A 15335-nucleotide genomic window follows, 5' to 3' on the forward strand; every position below is an offset into this window, starting at 1 on the left:
AATGGCGATAAAGCAAACGAATAATCCTAAAGTTGATCTTGTTTATCGGAAGAGAAAAAGTGCGGAGGAAATGAAGCATCAAGTTATTACGTTTGCATTAATGATTTTTTTAACATTAGTTGCATTTGTAGCAGTAGCATATCCAAAAACTTTTAGTCCGACTTTCTCAGTACCATTTATTTTACTATTAGCAGTGGTACAAGTAATTTTTCAATTGTATTATTTTATGCATATGAGTCATAAAGGACATGAAGCGGCTAGTTTCTTTCTTTATTCTGGTCTGTTAATCGGGTTAATTACAATTTTAGCTTTTATGACAATTGTGTGGATTTGAAAAGTGAAAAATAAGGGAGCTTGTGTTGTCACAGCTCCCTCTTCATATTATGTGAAAGGATAACCTTAAGAAGGTAGGTGTGACAATGAGTAACTTGTGGATATTTGGTTTTCAAGCTCTATGGAGTCCAATCTTTTTATTATTTATGCTTTCGATCCTTATTGGGTACTTTTTAATTATTGGGCCATATAGAATGCGATTTGAACATGCGACGAAGGTAAGTAAGAAGCAAATTTTTTATTTTACGACCGGGATTGTTCTTTTGTATTTTGTAAAGGGAGGGCCTATTGATTTAATTGGTCATATTATATTTAGTGCACATATGTTTGAAATGGCAGTCATGTATATTGCAGTTCCACCGTTATTGTTACTTGGTATACCAGTTTGGTTATATCGTTATATTACTTCTTTTAAGTTCGTTCAAATTATATTGAAGGTATTTGCTAAGCCACTTATTGCATTGTTTGTATTTAATGGCCTGTTTTCTTTTTATCATTTACCAGTTGTTTTTGATACAGTAAAACAAAGTCAAATTGCTCATCCTATTTGTCTCGCTATATTGTTCTTTACGGCAATCATGATGTGGTGGCCGATGCTAAATCCATTACCAGAATATCAAACGTTAAGTGATATAAAGAAACTTGGTTATATGTTTGCTAATGGTATATTATTAACGCCAGCTTGTGCGTTAATAATTTTTGCAACTGCACCGTTATTTGCAACGTATACAGATCCGGCTGCTTGGATGAAGGCGATGGAACTATGTGTACCAGCGGGAACTTTATCAGATTTAAATATAACTGGACCAGAATTTTTACACTGGATGCCAGTCGTACAAGACCAACAAACAGGCGGCATCATTATGAAAATTGTCCAGGAAATAGTGTATGGTACAATTATCGGGTATGTATTCTTTCGATGGGCGCGTCGAGAGCGTGAAAAGGATAAAGAGCAGTTGCAACAATTGCCGCCTTATTTGCAGACGAAATAAAAAGCGAGTGCATCAGTATGATGCACTCGTTTTTGGTTACTCGATAATTTGGAACTCTTTTAACTCTTTTTCGATATTTTGTAAGAGTTGTTCACTTTTTTGAAGTACATTCGTTGGGAAAGTTTCACCATCACCGTATTCAACGCCGTGAGGATAATAATGCTTACCTAATAAGGGAGTAAGTAGCTTTATTTCAGCGTGTCTGCTACCAATGTCACCTTCAACAGCTAAACCTTGTACACGCAAATAATAAATATCGTTTAATATTTCAAATTTATAATCGTATGTAACCCGTTCATAATCCCACTGTCCAGCAAGTACAAAATGGTTCTTTTCCATAATCTCTGTTAATAGTGCTAAATCAACGACTGCCCCATTAAATTTCGTATTTGTAAATTGCATATAATACCTCCTCTTTTAATGTTACACCATTATTTTTATAATAGTATGAATAATAAGAAAGTGCAATTCGTATTGAGAGAAAAGGGATAATCCAGACTTTTTTTACGAAAATATGATATAGTGAAAAGAGTACGGTACACACAAAAAAGGAAAGAAAAGGATTTGTGTATATCTCAATTTTATGTTTTATGCAGGAGGTATATCGATTGAAGAAATTATTGCGTATCGTAATGATTACATTTTTAATTTTAGCTGTTGATTTATACGGGAAATTACTCGTTTCACAATATATATTAACCCCATCTGAATCAAAACAAGAAAATAAAATTGTGAAAAAGAAAAAACAAGTAAATGAAGACCCTTCCGATACTGTTTTAAATATGATTGGTGGGGACTCTGAAAATTTATTAGCAAAATGGGGAGAACCTTCTCGAATAGAGCCATCTGCTTACGGATATGAATGGTGGGTATACAATCAAGATTTAGCTCAGTATGTTCAATTTGGGGTTGCTGAACGAAAAGTTGTAACGGCGTATGTTGCTGGTGAGCAAGTTAAGGTGCCGCCTTATTATATAAATGAAAAGTATGAAGATGTTTATAAAAAGAATCCACTCTCTCATGAGATTTCGTTAAAAAGAGGGAAGAATAGTTATCAATTTGAGTTATCTGATACCGAAGTAATGGAACAACCATTAATACCTGTAGAAGATGGCTGGGCACAATTATATTTTGATCATTTTACACATGAGCTTGTTGGTGTTCGTTATATGGATGACGAAACGTTATTACGCCAAAGACCATATCAGCTTGTTTATTCAGGTGAATTACTAGCAGAACAACCATTGACTCCAGATAAATTGAAACAAATAGAGAATGGGAATATGCAACAAATTTTTGATTTAACAAATATTATTCGAAGTCGTCATAAGTTACCGTTGTTAGCATGGGATCAACAAACAGCAGATGTGGCTATCGGTCATAGTAAAGACATGAAGGATAATAATTACTTTTCGCACGATTCACCTGCTTTAGGTACGTTAGGAGATCGTTTACAGCGTGGGAAAGTAGGATTTCAACTTGCTGGTGAGAATATAGCTGCGCAACATAGCGATGGAATTGCGGCGGTGCAAGGTTGGTTAAATAGTGAAGGTCATAGAAAGAATTTATTAAATGAACAATTTACAGGATTAGGTGTTGGGGTATACGATAAATTTTATACACAAAACTTTATTCGAAAATAAAGTTTTGTGTAAGTAGAGGGATGTACATCTCCCGGTTATTTACTCCGTATCCACTGAATTGTAGGTTGGAATCTTACCCTATGCAAATAGCAGGATAAAAAGGTGCATGAATCGTCTAAAAATAGGCGAACCATGCGCCTTTTTTTTCTTACTATATAGTAGATATACATGAAGAGGTGAGGATTATGCCAACAACAAAAGGACCGTTACATCCATCGGTTCAACAGTTTAAAGAGTTTGTAAACCATCACCCTAAAATGGTCCATGAGGTTAGAAGTGGTGACAAAACTTGGCAACAGTTTTATGAGGAATGGTACTTACTTGGTGAAGAAGATCCGATATGGGCAACTTTTAGACCAGATGGAGCGCCTGCTTTTTCTTCGGTAAAAGAAAATAAAAAAGAAAAAGAAAAGGATAATCGAACTGAAGAGGAAAAAACTGCTGATGTGATGGGACAAATGCTTTCTTTCTTTAAAAAGCTAGATGTAGAACAAATGCAACACCATTTAGCCAATGTGACGAGTGCTATTGGTAGTGTGCAACAAGTTATTCAACAATTTCAAGGGAAGCCCGCGCGGCAAGAAGAGAGTACTTCCGAAAATAATCCATTTTTCTTTCAGAAGGATTAGGGGGGAAAGAGGATGAGAGCAGAAATTATGGAGTTTATAAAGGCTGATGAGGATTTATCTCGCTACATTAGAGAGCAACCGTACTGGTATAGAAAACTAACGCGAAACCCTGAAGAAAAAGAGGCATTTGAGTTAGCGGCTATGCAGCATTTCAAAAAAACGATACCAGATAAAGTTGAGAAATTTCAAAACCAATTGGCAGTTGCCTCCATTATGATCGATATGTTTCAGTATATGAAGCAGCAAAATACAACATAATTGGAAGGGAAAACTATGTCCGTCATGCAGAACTTTTGATACAATAGAAGCGGATTATTTAAAAAGGAGTTGCAGCATGAGCATGACGGAAATTTGTTTAGTACGACATGGACAAACTGATTGGAATTTTCAAGAGATTATTCAGGGACGTGAAGATATTCCACTTAATGAAGTGGGAAAGAAGCAAGCAAGTCAAAGTGCAGTTGCTTTGCAAGCGGAAGCATGGGATGTAATTATAAGTAGCCCATTAATTAGAGCGCACGAAACAGCTAAGGAAATTGCAGGAGCTGCAGGATTGCAATCGATTTTATTAGATGAGCGATTTGTTGAACGTAATTTTGGCGAAGCTTCTGGGAAGCCGGTTGCGACTGTTAGGGAGCTAATTGCAGAAGGTAAAGTAGAAGGTATGGAGCAAGATGAAGAGATTGTAACTCGTTGCTTTGCTGCTATAAAAGATGTTGCAGAAACTCATTCTGGCAAACGTATTATCATTGTAGCTCATTCACATGCGATAAAAGCAATTTTACATGCAATTGCACCGGAAGATATTTCGTTTAAGACACCATTAAAGAATGCATGTATTAGTTATGTGAAAGAAAATAGTGGGAAATGGGATGTTCTGAAATATAATATTGCCGAACATATTAATGTATAAGTATGTGCTGGGATTGTACGGAAAATAGTTAGAGTGATATCTTTCTGTTTAGTGAGACACTTCAATTAGTAGTTCTATTCTAAATGTGGTATGATGAATACTCGGAGGTGTCTCTCATGATTGTAGCGACGCTGGAAAGCGTATTGATATTAGATAAGGCAGAGCAGCTTGCAAAAGCGATTATCTGTTCAGATATAGCAGAAGACTATCGTAAGTGTTATAAAGAATTGCATGAAGATATGGAAGTTCAGACGTTAATTCAGCAATTTACAGCGATGAAAGAACGATATGAAGAAGTGCAACGTTTCGGTAAATACCATCCTGATTATACTTTCGTTTCGACGAAAATGAGGGAGTTAAAGCGTTCTGTAGACTTACATGATAAGGTTGCAGCTTTTAAACGAGTAGAAACAGCTTTGCAAAAGTTGTTAGATGAAGTTAGTGTAGCAATCGGTTCTGAGGTGTCTTCTTCCATCAAAGTTCCAACAGGAAATCCATTTTTTGATGCTGGTGGCTGTGGTGGCGGTTGTGGTACCGGCGGAGGTTGTGGCTGTAAAACGGGGTAATTTACCCCGTTTTTTAGAAGATAGAAGAAAACGTATACAGAGTTTGTCCTGTAATGTCATAAATTTCTGATTGGTTTTCATAAAATATAAAATATATGTTTTTAAAAGGAGAAGATGGAGAAGATTATGTTCGGGCAACGACAAAGTATGATTGTTTATTTACATTCATTGAAACATGCCAAGATTTTAAGGAAATATGGTAACATACATTACATATCAAAACGCTTAAAATACGCAGTAGTATATTGTGATATGGAACAAATTGAGCATATGATGCAAAAGTTGAACAAACTTCCTTTTGTGAAGAAGATAGAACAGTCGTACCGCCCATATTTAAAAACGGAATTTGAAAATTCACGTCCTGATCGGGCAAAAGAATACGATTATAGTTAATAGAAAAAATCCCCTGCTAATTTTAGCGGGGGATTTTTTCACTTGAAATAACAATTTATTTCATTGGAGGAATGAAATTATTCATTCGTAAAATACCAATTAAATGATTGAAAAACAGTTCTTTTTCTGGGAAAGTTGTGGATGGTTTTACCGTAAAGGTAGTCACTTTTCTTCCTAGTTGTTCTGCCGTTTCTTCAAATAAAATGACGCGTTTACTTTTTTTATTTTCAAGTACAGGAATGCCTTCACGACATATGTATAATGGTTGGAAATCACCAGTAGTAGTTGGTTTTAATATTACAACAAGTGAGCACACTTTTTTTTCATTTTTAATCGTTTCAAATTGTAACATATGTGTTATACGTTCTTGATTTGCTTTGGCAATTTCAAGTAATTCATATAAATCAGAGTAGCCTTCTCCGAGTTCTATAAAGCGTTGAATCATATTTTTTCCTCCTCTTTCTTTTACTGTACCACCTCACTTTTTAAATGAAAAGTAGACAAAGAAAAAAAACCCTGCAAAGCAGGGCCCTTCTTATACTAGCATGTACTAGTAAGAAGGCAAAGGGAGAGGAGAAACCGGAGGAAGAACTTATGGGGAAACGTAAGTCTTCTCCGCGGTTGGCAACAACATCGAAGGTGATGTTGTTATAATTATTTATGTCCAATCTAAATGAAGATATACATCATGAAATTAAATTTTATGTTGGGCTTTTTATTTTTCTTTTTTTTATTTTATGATAGGATAAAAAAAGATAAAGTGAAACTTTAATCGGTGGGGCATTCCCTGCTGATTATTAGCCTTCACCAATCGGGCGTTAACGCGGGATAAAGTGAGACAAATATACATAATGGGTTCGTGTTAGCGAATGGTGAGATGAATACATAAAAATGCAGAGCGGTTATTTTAAGCCAAAGTTCTCTTAGTGTTAGTTGAAAGATGAATGGGAAACTTCATGGAATAGTATAGTTTGGTAGCGGTTACCGAATGGAGAATGGTTTTCTATACTTGCTCGATAGATTGAAATAAAGGTAGTGACAACAGATGAGAGTAGTTTCAGGAAAATGTAAAGGGCATCCACTTAAAGCGGTGCCAGGTAATACAACACGTCCAACGACAGATAAAGTAAAAGAATCAATTTTTAATATGATAGGCCCTTATTTTGATGGCGGTATCGCTCTTGATTTATTTGGTGGTAGTGGTGGTCTTGGAATCGAGGCTATAAGTAGAGGGATTGATAAAGCAATTTTTGTTGATCGAGATAATAAAGCAATAAAGGTGATCCATCAAAATTTAGAAAGTTGTCGAATACAGGAACAAGCTGAAGTATATCGAAATGATGCAGAACGTGCGGTAAAGGCTCTTATAAAACGTGAAATATCATTCGATCTTATATTGATTGATCCTCCATATAAAGATCAAAAAATTGTATCTTTAATTAGTGTGATGGATCAACATGGATTGCTACATAAAGATGGATTAATTATGTCAGAGCATGGTAATGATGTGGTTTTACCTGATTCTATAGGGAGCCTTGTAAAAGTAAGAGCTGAAAATTATGGGATTACAGCAATATCGATTTATAAGTATGAAGGTGAGGGGACGGAATGACTAGTATAGCTATTTCTTCGGGAAGTTTTGATCCAATTACCCTTGGGCATCTGGATATTATTAAAAGGGGAGCAAAAGTATTTGATGAGGTATACGTAGTAGTTTTAAACAACTCGTCAAAAAAACCGTTCTTTTCAGTTGAAGAGCGCTTAGATTTAATTCGAGAAGCAACAAAGGATATCCCGAATGTAAAAGTAGATTCACATAGTGGACTACTAGTTGAGTATGCGAAAATGCGTAATGCAAACGCGATTTTACGTGGGTTACGAGCGGTTTCTGATTTTGAATATGAGATGCAAATTACTTCTATGAATCGAAAATTAGATGAGAGCATTGAAACCTTTTTTATTATGACAAACAACCAATATTCATTTTTAAGCTCGAGCATTGTGAAAGAAGTTGCGAGATATGGAGGAAGCGTAGTAGATCTTGTACCTCCTGTTGTAGAACGTGCTTTAAAAGAAAAGTTTCAAACCCCGTTAAAGTGAACGGGGTTTTTCTTTGTTGCTACGAAAAAATAATAAGATAACATATACATATAAACAAAATAAAGTAAATATCGGTCCATAGTGTACAAAAGATGTCCAAATCTCATGCAGTGTAGAAGAAGAATTCGATAAAAATACGGGGATATCTTTTTGCATAGGTGAAAAAGAGCTTACTTTTTCATAAAATGGTTTCCAAAATATAAAAGTAAAGATAGGTGCAAGAATACTTTGGATAATTCGTGCGAAAAAATAGGGCTTAAATCGGATGTCTGTTTCAGCTAATATGCTAGCAACTTGTGCCTGAATAGAAAGGCCGCTAAATGCTAAAATAAAGCTTGTTACCATAGCTTGCTGCAGGAGGGGTGTTTCATTTATTTGACTAATCATTTGGCTTCCGAGTGTCATTTCAAAAATGCCTGATAATATCGGAATACTAAATTCGGTAGTTAATTGGAAGAATGATAAAATATGTTGCATAATAAAAGAAAGGGCTGCTGTAATATGAAATACAGTAATCATTTTATTTAAAACAGAGAATAAAATAATAAATCCACCAATCATAAGTAACGTTTGAATAGAAGAAACGATAGCGTCCCCAAGTAATTTTCCTATTGGTCTTTTTTCTTGCATGCGTGTCTCGTGTAGGATTGAAAAAGGGTTTTGAAAAGGACGTTTTTTAGTAGTATGTTTATCATTCATGGAAATGTTGTTATTGCCGTAAAAACGCATCAGTAACCCGACGGCAAAGTTACTTAAATAATGTGCAGCAGCTAATACGATTCCTAATTTCGGATTATTGAAAAAACCGATAGAAACAGCTCCGAAAATAAAAAGTGGATTAGATGAGTTTGTAAAAGATACGAGGCGCTCTGCTTCGATTTGTGTTAGCTGATTACTTTTACGCAGTCTAGCGCTTAATTTGGCGCCAGCAGGGAATCCTGAAGCCATTCCCATTGCCCAAACAAATCCGCCTATCCCTGGGACGCGAAAAAGTGGTCGCATGAGTGGTTCTAATATAACGCCTATAAATTTTACAACACCAATACTAATTAGAAGTTCCGCAATGATGAAAAACGGTAAAAGTGAAGGGAATACAACTTCCCACCATATATTTAACCCACGAATGGAAGCTTGCAAAGCAGCTTGGGGGTGGAGTACAAGAGAAAAGGTTAAAAACAATGTTGATATGGTAAGGAAAGCCGTTTTCCATTTTTCATACATGTAAGTAAATCCCCCTTTGTCCCAAAAACGTTCATTTCAGTATACGTGGATACGTGGTGAATTTAGACCATAAGTATGAAAAAGGAATGAAAAAAATTAAAGGGTGAGAAAAATGAAAGAACCGAAAATTGGTTTAGCTCTTGGATCTGGGGGCGCAAAAGGGTTTGCTCATATTGGTGTTATAAAAGTTTTAAGGGAAAATGGTATACCGATTCATATGATTGCAGGAAGTAGTATGGGGGCGTTAGTAGGTACATTTTATGCAGCTAGCTCTAACGTTGAAAGACTGTATAAACTGGCAAATGTATTTAAGAGGAAATATTATTTAGATTTTACGGTTCCGAAAATGGGATTTATTGCTGGAAAACGTGTCAAAGATATGATTAAAATGTTTACATATAATAAAAATTTAGAAGAGTTAGATATCCCGACGGCTGTTGTGGCTACTGACATCTTGAAGGGGGAAAAAGTAGTTTTTACAAGTGGTCCTGTTGCAGAGGCGGTAAGAGCTAGCATATCTGTACCTGGAGTGTTTGTACCAGAGAAAATAGATGGAAGATTATTGGTGGATGGCGGAGTGATTGATCGTATTCCAGTATCGGTTGTGAAAGAGTTAGGTGCTGATATTGTCATTGCTGTTGATGTATCCCCAATTAAAGTAAATGGAGAGGTTACGTCTATTTATGATGTAATTATGCAGAGTATTGAAATTATGCAACATGAGCTTGTGATGAATAGACAAATTGCATCGGATTTAATGATGCGACCAGCTGTAGAACAATTTAGTTCACGTGCTTTTACAAACATTGAAGACATTATTCGAGTTGGTGAGATAGAAGCGGAAAAACATGTTGCAAATATTTATTTATTAATTGAGCAGTGGAAGGAGAAATATAATGTTTAAGCGTTTTCGGTTTATATATGCAATTTTAATAGGGGTTATATTGGCGATGTTACTTGTTTACGTACGTTTACCGTATTATGTAACAAAACCAGGAATGGCTGCCAAATTAGAGCCTTACGTTCAAGTTGAGGGGGGGACAAAAGAATCTGGTGATTTTATGCTTGTTACGGTTTCAATGGGGCCGGCAAACGTGGTGAATTTAATAGCAGCGCAGTTTAATAAGTATACACATATTTCGAAAGCGGAAGAAATATTGCAAAGAGGTGAGAGTGATGAAGAATATCAATTTCGCCAAAATTATGCAATGAAAGATTCGCAAAATGCAGCAATCTATAATGCTTATAAACGTGCAAATCGTACTGTTTCTTTTGAAAATAAAGGAGTATTGGTTGCCGGTGTAGCGAAAGGGATGCCGTCAGAAGGAAAGCTTAAACTTGGGGATGTTATCATAGGTGTAGACGGAAAATCATTCGAAAAAACGGAGCAATTTATTGAATATATGACAGGGAAAAAAGAAGGAGATACAGTAAATATTGAGTACAAGAGGAATGGAAAACAGTTAAAAGAAAATTTAAATGTAAAGACCATTCCGAATGGAAATGGGCGTGTAGGTATAGGTGTTTCTATCGTTACGGAAAGAGACTTAGTGGTAGATCCGAAAGTGAAAATTGATTCTCATGAAATAGGCGGACCATCGGCAGGCCTAATGTTTACACTAGAAATATATAATCAACTTGTGGAAGAGGATTTAACAAAAGGGCATGAAATAGCTGGAACAGGTACGATTAATGAAAAGGGAGAAATTGGCCCGATTGGTGGTATTCAGCAAAAAGTGGTCGCTGCAAGTGATGCTGGTGCCGAAGTGTTCTTTGCACCAAATGAAAAAGGTGCGGAGAAATCGAATTATAAAGATGCGCTTGAGGCTGCGAAAGATATTAAAACAAAAATGAAAGTTGTGCCAGTTGATACACTGGAAGATGCATTAATGTATTTGGAGAAAATGGGCGAGAAAAAATAAACCTCTCTGAAAAAGAGAGGTTTTTTATAGGAATTTTGCAGTTGTTTCATCATAACGAATTGGATGATGTGTTGCATCTTGTTTTAGTAGTTGTGTTCGTAATGGTTCTTGCATGATGGAGAAATATACAGAATTGGCTTTTCGCTCTATATGTAAAGTAGGATGGTCAAATGTTTTTGTATGGGTAAGGATGGGAAGCTCTATTTTTTTCTTGTTTTTTGAAAGGTAAGTTTGTCCTTTTTGTGACATGCCTAGTAGACGAATATACGGTGCATGCTGCTCTATATTTGCGCTATGTATTTCTTCTTTTGTTGTATTTGTTAAAATATGTGTACAAGCTCTTTGTAATCTAGTCCACGTATAACGCTTCGTTTTTAATGCTTCCATGAATGAATGGAAGGAGAAACTGGTTTGGATTTTTGATAAAATACGATGCTCTAAACCTTCTTCTATTTCATATATATGTCGTAAGTTCTCTGGAGACATCGTCATGAGTTTGTATTTGAAAAATGAAAAGTATTGTTCCCAATTATGCAATATCCCGTAGTTTTGCTTGTAACTTGCTAAAAGAGAAGCAGTCGCTTCTGGGATAAAAGGCTCAATTGCTGCAAAGGAACTATTTTCGCTAAAAAGTTGTTTGCGAATACTTGTTGCGCTTGCAATATGTTGGTCGTTAAATGTTTCATCATGATAATGAGATGCGAATCTTTTTATCGTTTGTGCTTGTATAGAACTATTTTGTGAGAGGATTGCTTTCATGTATTGGAAACCTAAAATATTATTTGGTTGTGACATGTCTATGTTTTTTTCAGAAGGTAAAATGTGTAGGAAAGCTTCAGATGTAGCTTTTGCGTAACTATTACCTGCGTTCATAAATTGCTTTACAAGACGATTAAAAGTCTCTTCTTCATTTTTTTGCACAGAGATGGTGTTATAAAAATTTTCGATTTGTCCATCTTCACTACCGAAACAAATTTCAGAAACGTGTAAGGCGTTTAAAATAGAAATAGCGCCATTTGCAAAGGTTTCAGCCTTTTGTGTTGAAAAGGCATATGGAAGCTCTACAACGAGGTCTACACCGCATGATAAGGCCATTTTGGTGCGATACCATTTGGATATGAGTGCCGGCTCACCACGCTGTAAAAAAGGGCCACTCATAACAGCGATTGTAATATCAGAGTGTGTTAACTTTTTTGTTTGTTGCACATGATAATCATGACCGTTATGAAAAGGGTTATATTCAACAACAATACCACTGGCTTTTATGGTAATCTCTCCTTTCGATGTAGCATCTTTTTGAAAAACGTGATACTCTATATAATATTTACTATGATGACTTCATTATAGTGTAAAGAAAAAACATTGACAAATATAAAATGGCTAGCTATAATTTTGTTTGTTGCCTTGAGGTGATATGATATGAAATGGTCCATCCATCAATTGAATAAATTGAGAAATAAAGGATTGACATTGGATGAGATGGTAGATGTAAGTGAGCTAAAAGAGGTCGAGAAAGATATTCGTGAAATTAATCCTGTTCATGTAACAGGAAGAGTTGATTTTGGCTCCGGTAAGTTTACGTTCCATCTACATATAACTGGAAGCATGGTTTTACCATGTTCTCGCTCTTTAGTAGATGTGACATTACCATTTGACATTAAAACAACTGAGGTGTTCCAAACTTCACAAGAAGAATTTGAAACTGAAGCTGAAATTCATTGTTTAGAAGGAGAAGTACTTGACTTACTGCCCGTAATCAAGGAAAATATACTTTTGGAGATTCCAATGCAAATTTTCAGTGATGATGTTTCTGGTGGAGCACCGATGCAAGGTCAAGACTGGCAAGTGATTTCGGAAGAAAACAAAGAAAAGACTGTTGATCCAAGATTAGCAGGACTTGCAAAGTTTTTTGACAAATAATCGGAAGACTGGTTCAGGCCTTCATATGAAAATAACTATTTCTTTTAAGGAGGTGGGAAGAATGGCTGTACCTTTTAGAAGAACTTCTAAAACAGTAAAAAGAAAGCGTCGTACGCATTTCAAATTATCAGTACCTGGTATGGTAGAGTGCCCAAGCTGTGGTGAAGCGAAATTAGCTCACCGTGTATGTAAAGCATGCGGTACTTACAAAGGTAAAGAAGTAATCAGCAAGTAATTGCGGGAAAATAAACGTAGAAGATATCTTCTGCGTTTATTTTTTTTTGTCTTATTCTTTATTTGTTGTATTCTATCTTTTCTAGTAACTGCATATGCTTAATAAAAAATGCATAGGGAGGACTAGAGAGATGGCGACAACAAGACAAGATGCTTGGACTGATGATGAAGATTTGCTTCTGGCAGAAGTAGTACTCCGGCATATTCGAGAAGGTGGAACGCAATTATCTGCCTTTAAAGAAGTGGGAAGACATTTATCTCGTACACCAGCAGCATGTGGCTTTAGATGGAATTCTTACGTTAGAAAGCAATACAAAGAACGTATTGAAGAAGCGAAGCAACTACGTAAAGTAGAAAATTATGAAGTGAAAGAGACAAAGGTATTAGAGCCTACGTCAATTACATTGAATGATGTTATTGATTTCTTACAAAATTATAAAGATGAAAATTCTTTAATGGTGTTGCAACAGCAAATTGAATCGTTACAAACAGAGAGAGAGAGTCTTTTGGAGCGGTTATCAGTATATGAGGAAGAATATAGAACATTGCTTGATTATATCGATCAAAAAAGAAGTGTAATGGTAGCAGAAAGAAATAGCGCTCGTTCGAATGGGAAATTGGAGAAGTTAAAGAAATAAAAAAACAGCTGCTATGTAGCTGTTTTTTTTATTTCTTATGCAGACTCTTCGTTTGTAACCGTATTCAAATTTGTTTCTGGGTTCCAAACATAAAAATCACCATCAGGTACTGATACAGGATGGAAATTTAATTTATCCCAAAAACCAGCTGAATGGATACGTGCGATCGTTTTAATTGGGAACTGCAGCCCCTTCGCATAATTTACAAGCATTTCTCCGAATCCTTGTTTTTGGAATGTTGGTAACACTTCAAGTTTATAGAGTTCTAGGTAAGTACCTGTAATTTCGAATGGTTCTCCGCCGTTCCTTTTCATGTATAGACTCATACGTGCAATTAGTGATCCGCCATAATAAATACCGTAAAATGGAGATTCACTATCGTTTTCAATAATGTTTGCTTGTAATTCTTCTAACATGGATAGTTCTTGAGCTCCGCAACCTTTAAATTTTTTAAATTCGTCTAATGTTTTATAATTGATGAGCAAGCGCTCAACTTTTGGGAATCCCATAACATCACATCCTTTTCTTGTCTCGTTGAATGCAGAAAAGTAAAAATATTTATAATAATATTATAACTCATTTTTTTATATTTATGAAGAAGATAGTATATTTCTTTTATTATTTTTTTGAGGATTTGCTAAACTAAGAGTAGAAGCACATTGATAGGTAGTATATACATATTGAAAGAAGGGGCTGCATTTGGTAATGAAATTGTCGACTGTGTTAATGTAATTGAGGAAGATAAAGTGAAACTTTAATCGGTGGGATTGGTTCACCTTTAATTAATTATTATTCCGCACCAATCTGGCGTTTGCGGGATAAAAAGGGGAGGGAAAAGGGACTTATGTTTCTTGTTCATATGAGTTCCTTGTGTGAAAATGAAAATCGGAGTTGTGGGACCAGGAGCAATCGGTCTATTGTATGCATTTTATTTACAAAAAAGTAAGCAAGATGTTACGTTGTTTACAAGGACAGCTAAACAGGCTGAGGAATTGAATGTAACGGGTGTAACTTGTATGAGGGAGGGAAAACGTGAAACGGTATTCCCGTCTGTTTTGCCAATAGAAAATATGCGAGACCAGAAGCTAGACTATATATTTATTGCTGTTAAGCAATATCATATAACTGACATACTACCTTTTGTGCGAGGGGAATCCTCATTAATCTTTTTGCAAAACGGAATGTCGCACCTTCATGCTATGCAGAAAATAGGGAATGAAAATATTGCAGTGGGGATTGTAGAGCATGGTGCAAAAAAAGAAGAAAGACATACCGTCTATCATACGGGGATAGGTGTGACGAAGTTTGGAATCGTGCACGGCCGGTCTATACATTTTGAAAAAATATTTAATTGCTTTCCTTTTCCTCATTTTCCGATTCAAATAGAAGATGATTGGAAGGATGTCATGCACAAAAAATTAGTAGTTAATGTATGTATCAATCCATTGACAGCATTATTACAAGTCCAGAACGGAGAGTTGATTACGAACCCGTTTTTTTATCGATTGATGGAGCAAGTATTTCAGGAAGTCGCTTTTCTTGTTAAAGAAGAAAAAGAAATGGTATGGAAAATGGTACGCCACGTATGTGAAAGAACGTCGCATAATACATCATCTATGCTGGCAGATGTAAGAGCGAATAGACAAACGGAAATTGGTGCGATTGTTGGATATGTATTAGAAGAAGCTAAGAAACAGCAACGATCCGTTCCGACACTTCAATTTTTGTTCGATGCAATAAAAGGATTAGAAGTAAAAGTATAAGTGTAATTCTTTGCTTTTACGTGAAACATTGACTACAATGTGGATTGGTGAGAGAACAGGATACGAAA

21 protein-coding genes are annotated in these 15335 nt (G+C 35.7%); 16 read left to right on the forward strand and 5 right to left on the reverse strand.

What is annotated here, in order from left to right; translation table 11 throughout:
* Position 1: 1 nt before the first annotated feature.
* Together ctaF and ctaG are read left to right on the forward strand one after the other, a co-directional pair.
* Positions 2-334: a cytochrome c oxidase subunit IVB gene (gene ctaF, locus ACUN28_RS09475; RefSeq protein WP_000985703.1), complete on the forward strand. Its 333-nt coding sequence runs from the start codon at positions 2-4 to the stop codon at positions 332-334.
* A gap of 85 nt (positions 335-419) precedes the next feature.
* Positions 420-1325, forward strand: coding sequence for a cytochrome c oxidase assembly factor CtaG (ctaG, locus tag ACUN28_RS09480; protein ID WP_016086534.1), 906 nt, complete (start codon positions 420-422; stop codon positions 1323-1325).
* Between the two features lie 36 nt (positions 1326-1361).
* Here ctaG and ACUN28_RS09485 read toward each other — a convergent pair whose 3' ends face one another.
* Positions 1362-1727 (reverse strand): YugN family protein, encoded by a 366-nt coding sequence (locus ACUN28_RS09485; RefSeq protein WP_016086535.1) that lies wholly within the window; start codon positions 1725-1727, stop codon positions 1362-1364.
* A gap of 206 nt (positions 1728-1933) precedes the next feature.
* Between ACUN28_RS09485 and ACUN28_RS09490 the strand changes: the two genes are divergently transcribed.
* From ACUN28_RS09490 to ACUN28_RS09515, 6 genes are all read left to right on the forward strand, one after another.
* A complete protein-coding gene (locus ACUN28_RS09490) occupies positions 1934-2968 on the forward strand; it encodes a CAP domain-containing protein (protein ID WP_016086536.1) in 1035 nt (344 codons plus the stop codon).
* 185 nt (positions 2969-3153) lie between these two features.
* Complete coding sequence (locus ACUN28_RS09495) at positions 3154-3597, forward strand: YlbD family protein (protein WP_016086537.1); 444 nt, start codon at positions 3154-3156, stop codon at positions 3595-3597.
* A 12-nt stretch (positions 3598-3609) separates the two neighbouring features.
* Complete coding sequence (locus tag ACUN28_RS09500) at positions 3610-3855, forward strand: YlbE-like family protein (RefSeq protein ID WP_001200991.1); 246 nt, start codon at positions 3610-3612, stop codon at positions 3853-3855.
* Positions 3856-3937: 82 nt separating this feature from the next.
* Positions 3938-4510: a histidine phosphatase family protein gene (locus ACUN28_RS09505; protein WP_033657734.1), complete on the forward strand. Its 573-nt coding sequence runs from the start codon at positions 3938-3940 to the stop codon at positions 4508-4510.
* Between the two features lie 116 nt (positions 4511-4626).
* Positions 4627-5076: a YlbF family regulator gene (locus ACUN28_RS09510; protein ID WP_000634355.1), complete on the forward strand. Its 450-nt coding sequence runs from the start codon at positions 4627-4629 to the stop codon at positions 5074-5076.
* A gap of 126 nt (positions 5077-5202) precedes the next feature.
* Entirely contained in the window at positions 5203-5469 is a 267-nt protein-coding gene (locus tag ACUN28_RS09515) for a YlbG family protein (RefSeq protein WP_002080814.1), read from the forward strand.
* Positions 5470-5524: 55 nt separating this feature from the next.
* Here the strand turns inward: ACUN28_RS09515 and ACUN28_RS09520 are convergent, their stop codons facing one another.
* On the reverse strand, positions 5525-5914 hold the full coding sequence (locus ACUN28_RS09520; protein ID WP_000616012.1) for a DUF7147 family protein: 390 nt from the start codon (positions 5912-5914) through the stop codon (positions 5525-5527).
* Positions 5915-6514: 600 nt separating this feature from the next.
* Here ACUN28_RS09520 and rsmD point away from each other — a divergent pair.
* On the forward strand, positions 6515-7081 hold the full coding sequence (gene rsmD / locus ACUN28_RS09525; RefSeq protein WP_016086538.1) for a 16S rRNA (guanine(966)-N(2))-methyltransferase RsmD: 567 nt from the start codon (positions 6515-6517) through the stop codon (positions 7079-7081).
* On the forward strand, positions 7078-7569 hold the full coding sequence (gene coaD / locus ACUN28_RS09530; RefSeq protein WP_016086539.1) for a pantetheine-phosphate adenylyltransferase: 492 nt from the start codon (positions 7078-7080) through the stop codon (positions 7567-7569). The genes rsmD and coaD overlap by 4 nt, the downstream gene beginning before the upstream one ends.
* Here coaD and ylbJ read toward each other — a convergent pair.
* Positions 7561-8790, reverse strand: coding sequence for a sporulation integral membrane protein YlbJ (gene ylbJ / locus ACUN28_RS09535; protein ID WP_016086540.1), 1230 nt, complete (start codon positions 8788-8790; stop codon positions 7561-7563). The two genes, coaD and ylbJ, sit on opposite strands and share 9 nt — an antisense overlap.
* 112 nt (positions 8791-8902) lie before the next feature.
* On the opposite strand from ylbJ, the gene ACUN28_RS09540 reads away from it, so the two are divergent.
* Together ACUN28_RS09540 and ACUN28_RS09545 are read left to right on the forward strand one after the other, a co-directional pair.
* Complete coding sequence (locus ACUN28_RS09540; protein ID WP_016086541.1) at positions 8903-9694, forward strand: patatin-like phospholipase family protein; 792 nt, start codon at positions 8903-8905, stop codon at positions 9692-9694.
* Positions 9687-10712, forward strand: a complete 1026-nt coding sequence (locus tag ACUN28_RS09545) for a SepM family pheromone-processing serine protease (RefSeq protein ID WP_016086542.1) — start codon at positions 9687-9689, stop codon at positions 10710-10712. The genes ACUN28_RS09540 and ACUN28_RS09545 overlap by 8 nt, the downstream gene beginning before the upstream one ends.
* Positions 10713-10736: 24 nt before the next feature.
* On the opposite strand, the gene ACUN28_RS09550 is transcribed toward ACUN28_RS09545, so the two are convergent.
* Positions 10737-11978 (reverse strand): nucleotidyltransferase, encoded by a 1242-nt coding sequence (locus tag ACUN28_RS09550; RefSeq protein WP_367888057.1) that lies wholly within the window; start codon positions 11976-11978, stop codon positions 10737-10739.
* A gap of 153 nt (positions 11979-12131) precedes the next feature.
* Here ACUN28_RS09550 and ACUN28_RS09555 point away from each other — a divergent pair, with 153 nt between their 5' ends.
* The 3 genes from ACUN28_RS09555 to ACUN28_RS09565 all read left to right on the forward strand — a co-directional run bounded on the left by ACUN28_RS09555 (position 12132) and on the right by ACUN28_RS09565 (position 13504).
* Complete coding sequence (locus ACUN28_RS09555; protein WP_000872144.1) at positions 12132-12632, forward strand: YceD family protein; 501 nt, start codon at positions 12132-12134, stop codon at positions 12630-12632.
* Between the two features lie 61 nt (positions 12633-12693).
* A complete protein-coding gene (rpmF, locus tag ACUN28_RS09560) occupies positions 12694-12867 on the forward strand; it encodes a 50S ribosomal protein L32 (protein ID WP_001984764.1) in 174 nt (57 codons plus the stop codon).
* A 130-nt stretch (positions 12868-12997) separates the two neighbouring features.
* Positions 12998-13504 carry an RsfA family transcriptional regulator gene (locus tag ACUN28_RS09565; protein WP_016086544.1) on the forward strand — a complete coding sequence of 169 codons (507 nt, stop codon included), beginning with the start codon at positions 12998-13000 and terminating at the stop codon, positions 13502-13504.
* A gap of 35 nt (positions 13505-13539) precedes the next feature.
* On the opposite strand, the gene ACUN28_RS09570 is transcribed toward ACUN28_RS09565, so the two are convergent.
* Positions 13540-14013: an N-acetyltransferase gene (locus tag ACUN28_RS09570; protein WP_016086545.1), complete on the reverse strand. Its 474-nt coding sequence runs from the start codon at positions 14011-14013 to the stop codon at positions 13540-13542.
* A gap of 363 nt (positions 14014-14376) precedes the next feature.
* Between ACUN28_RS09570 and panE the strand changes: the two genes are divergently transcribed.
* Positions 14377-15267, forward strand: a complete 891-nt coding sequence (panE, locus tag ACUN28_RS09575; protein WP_016086546.1) for a 2-dehydropantoate 2-reductase — start codon at positions 14377-14379, stop codon at positions 15265-15267.
* Positions 15268-15335: the final 68 nt, after the last annotated feature.

The sequence above is a fragment of the Bacillus sp. WC2507 genome (assembly GCF_052656125.1).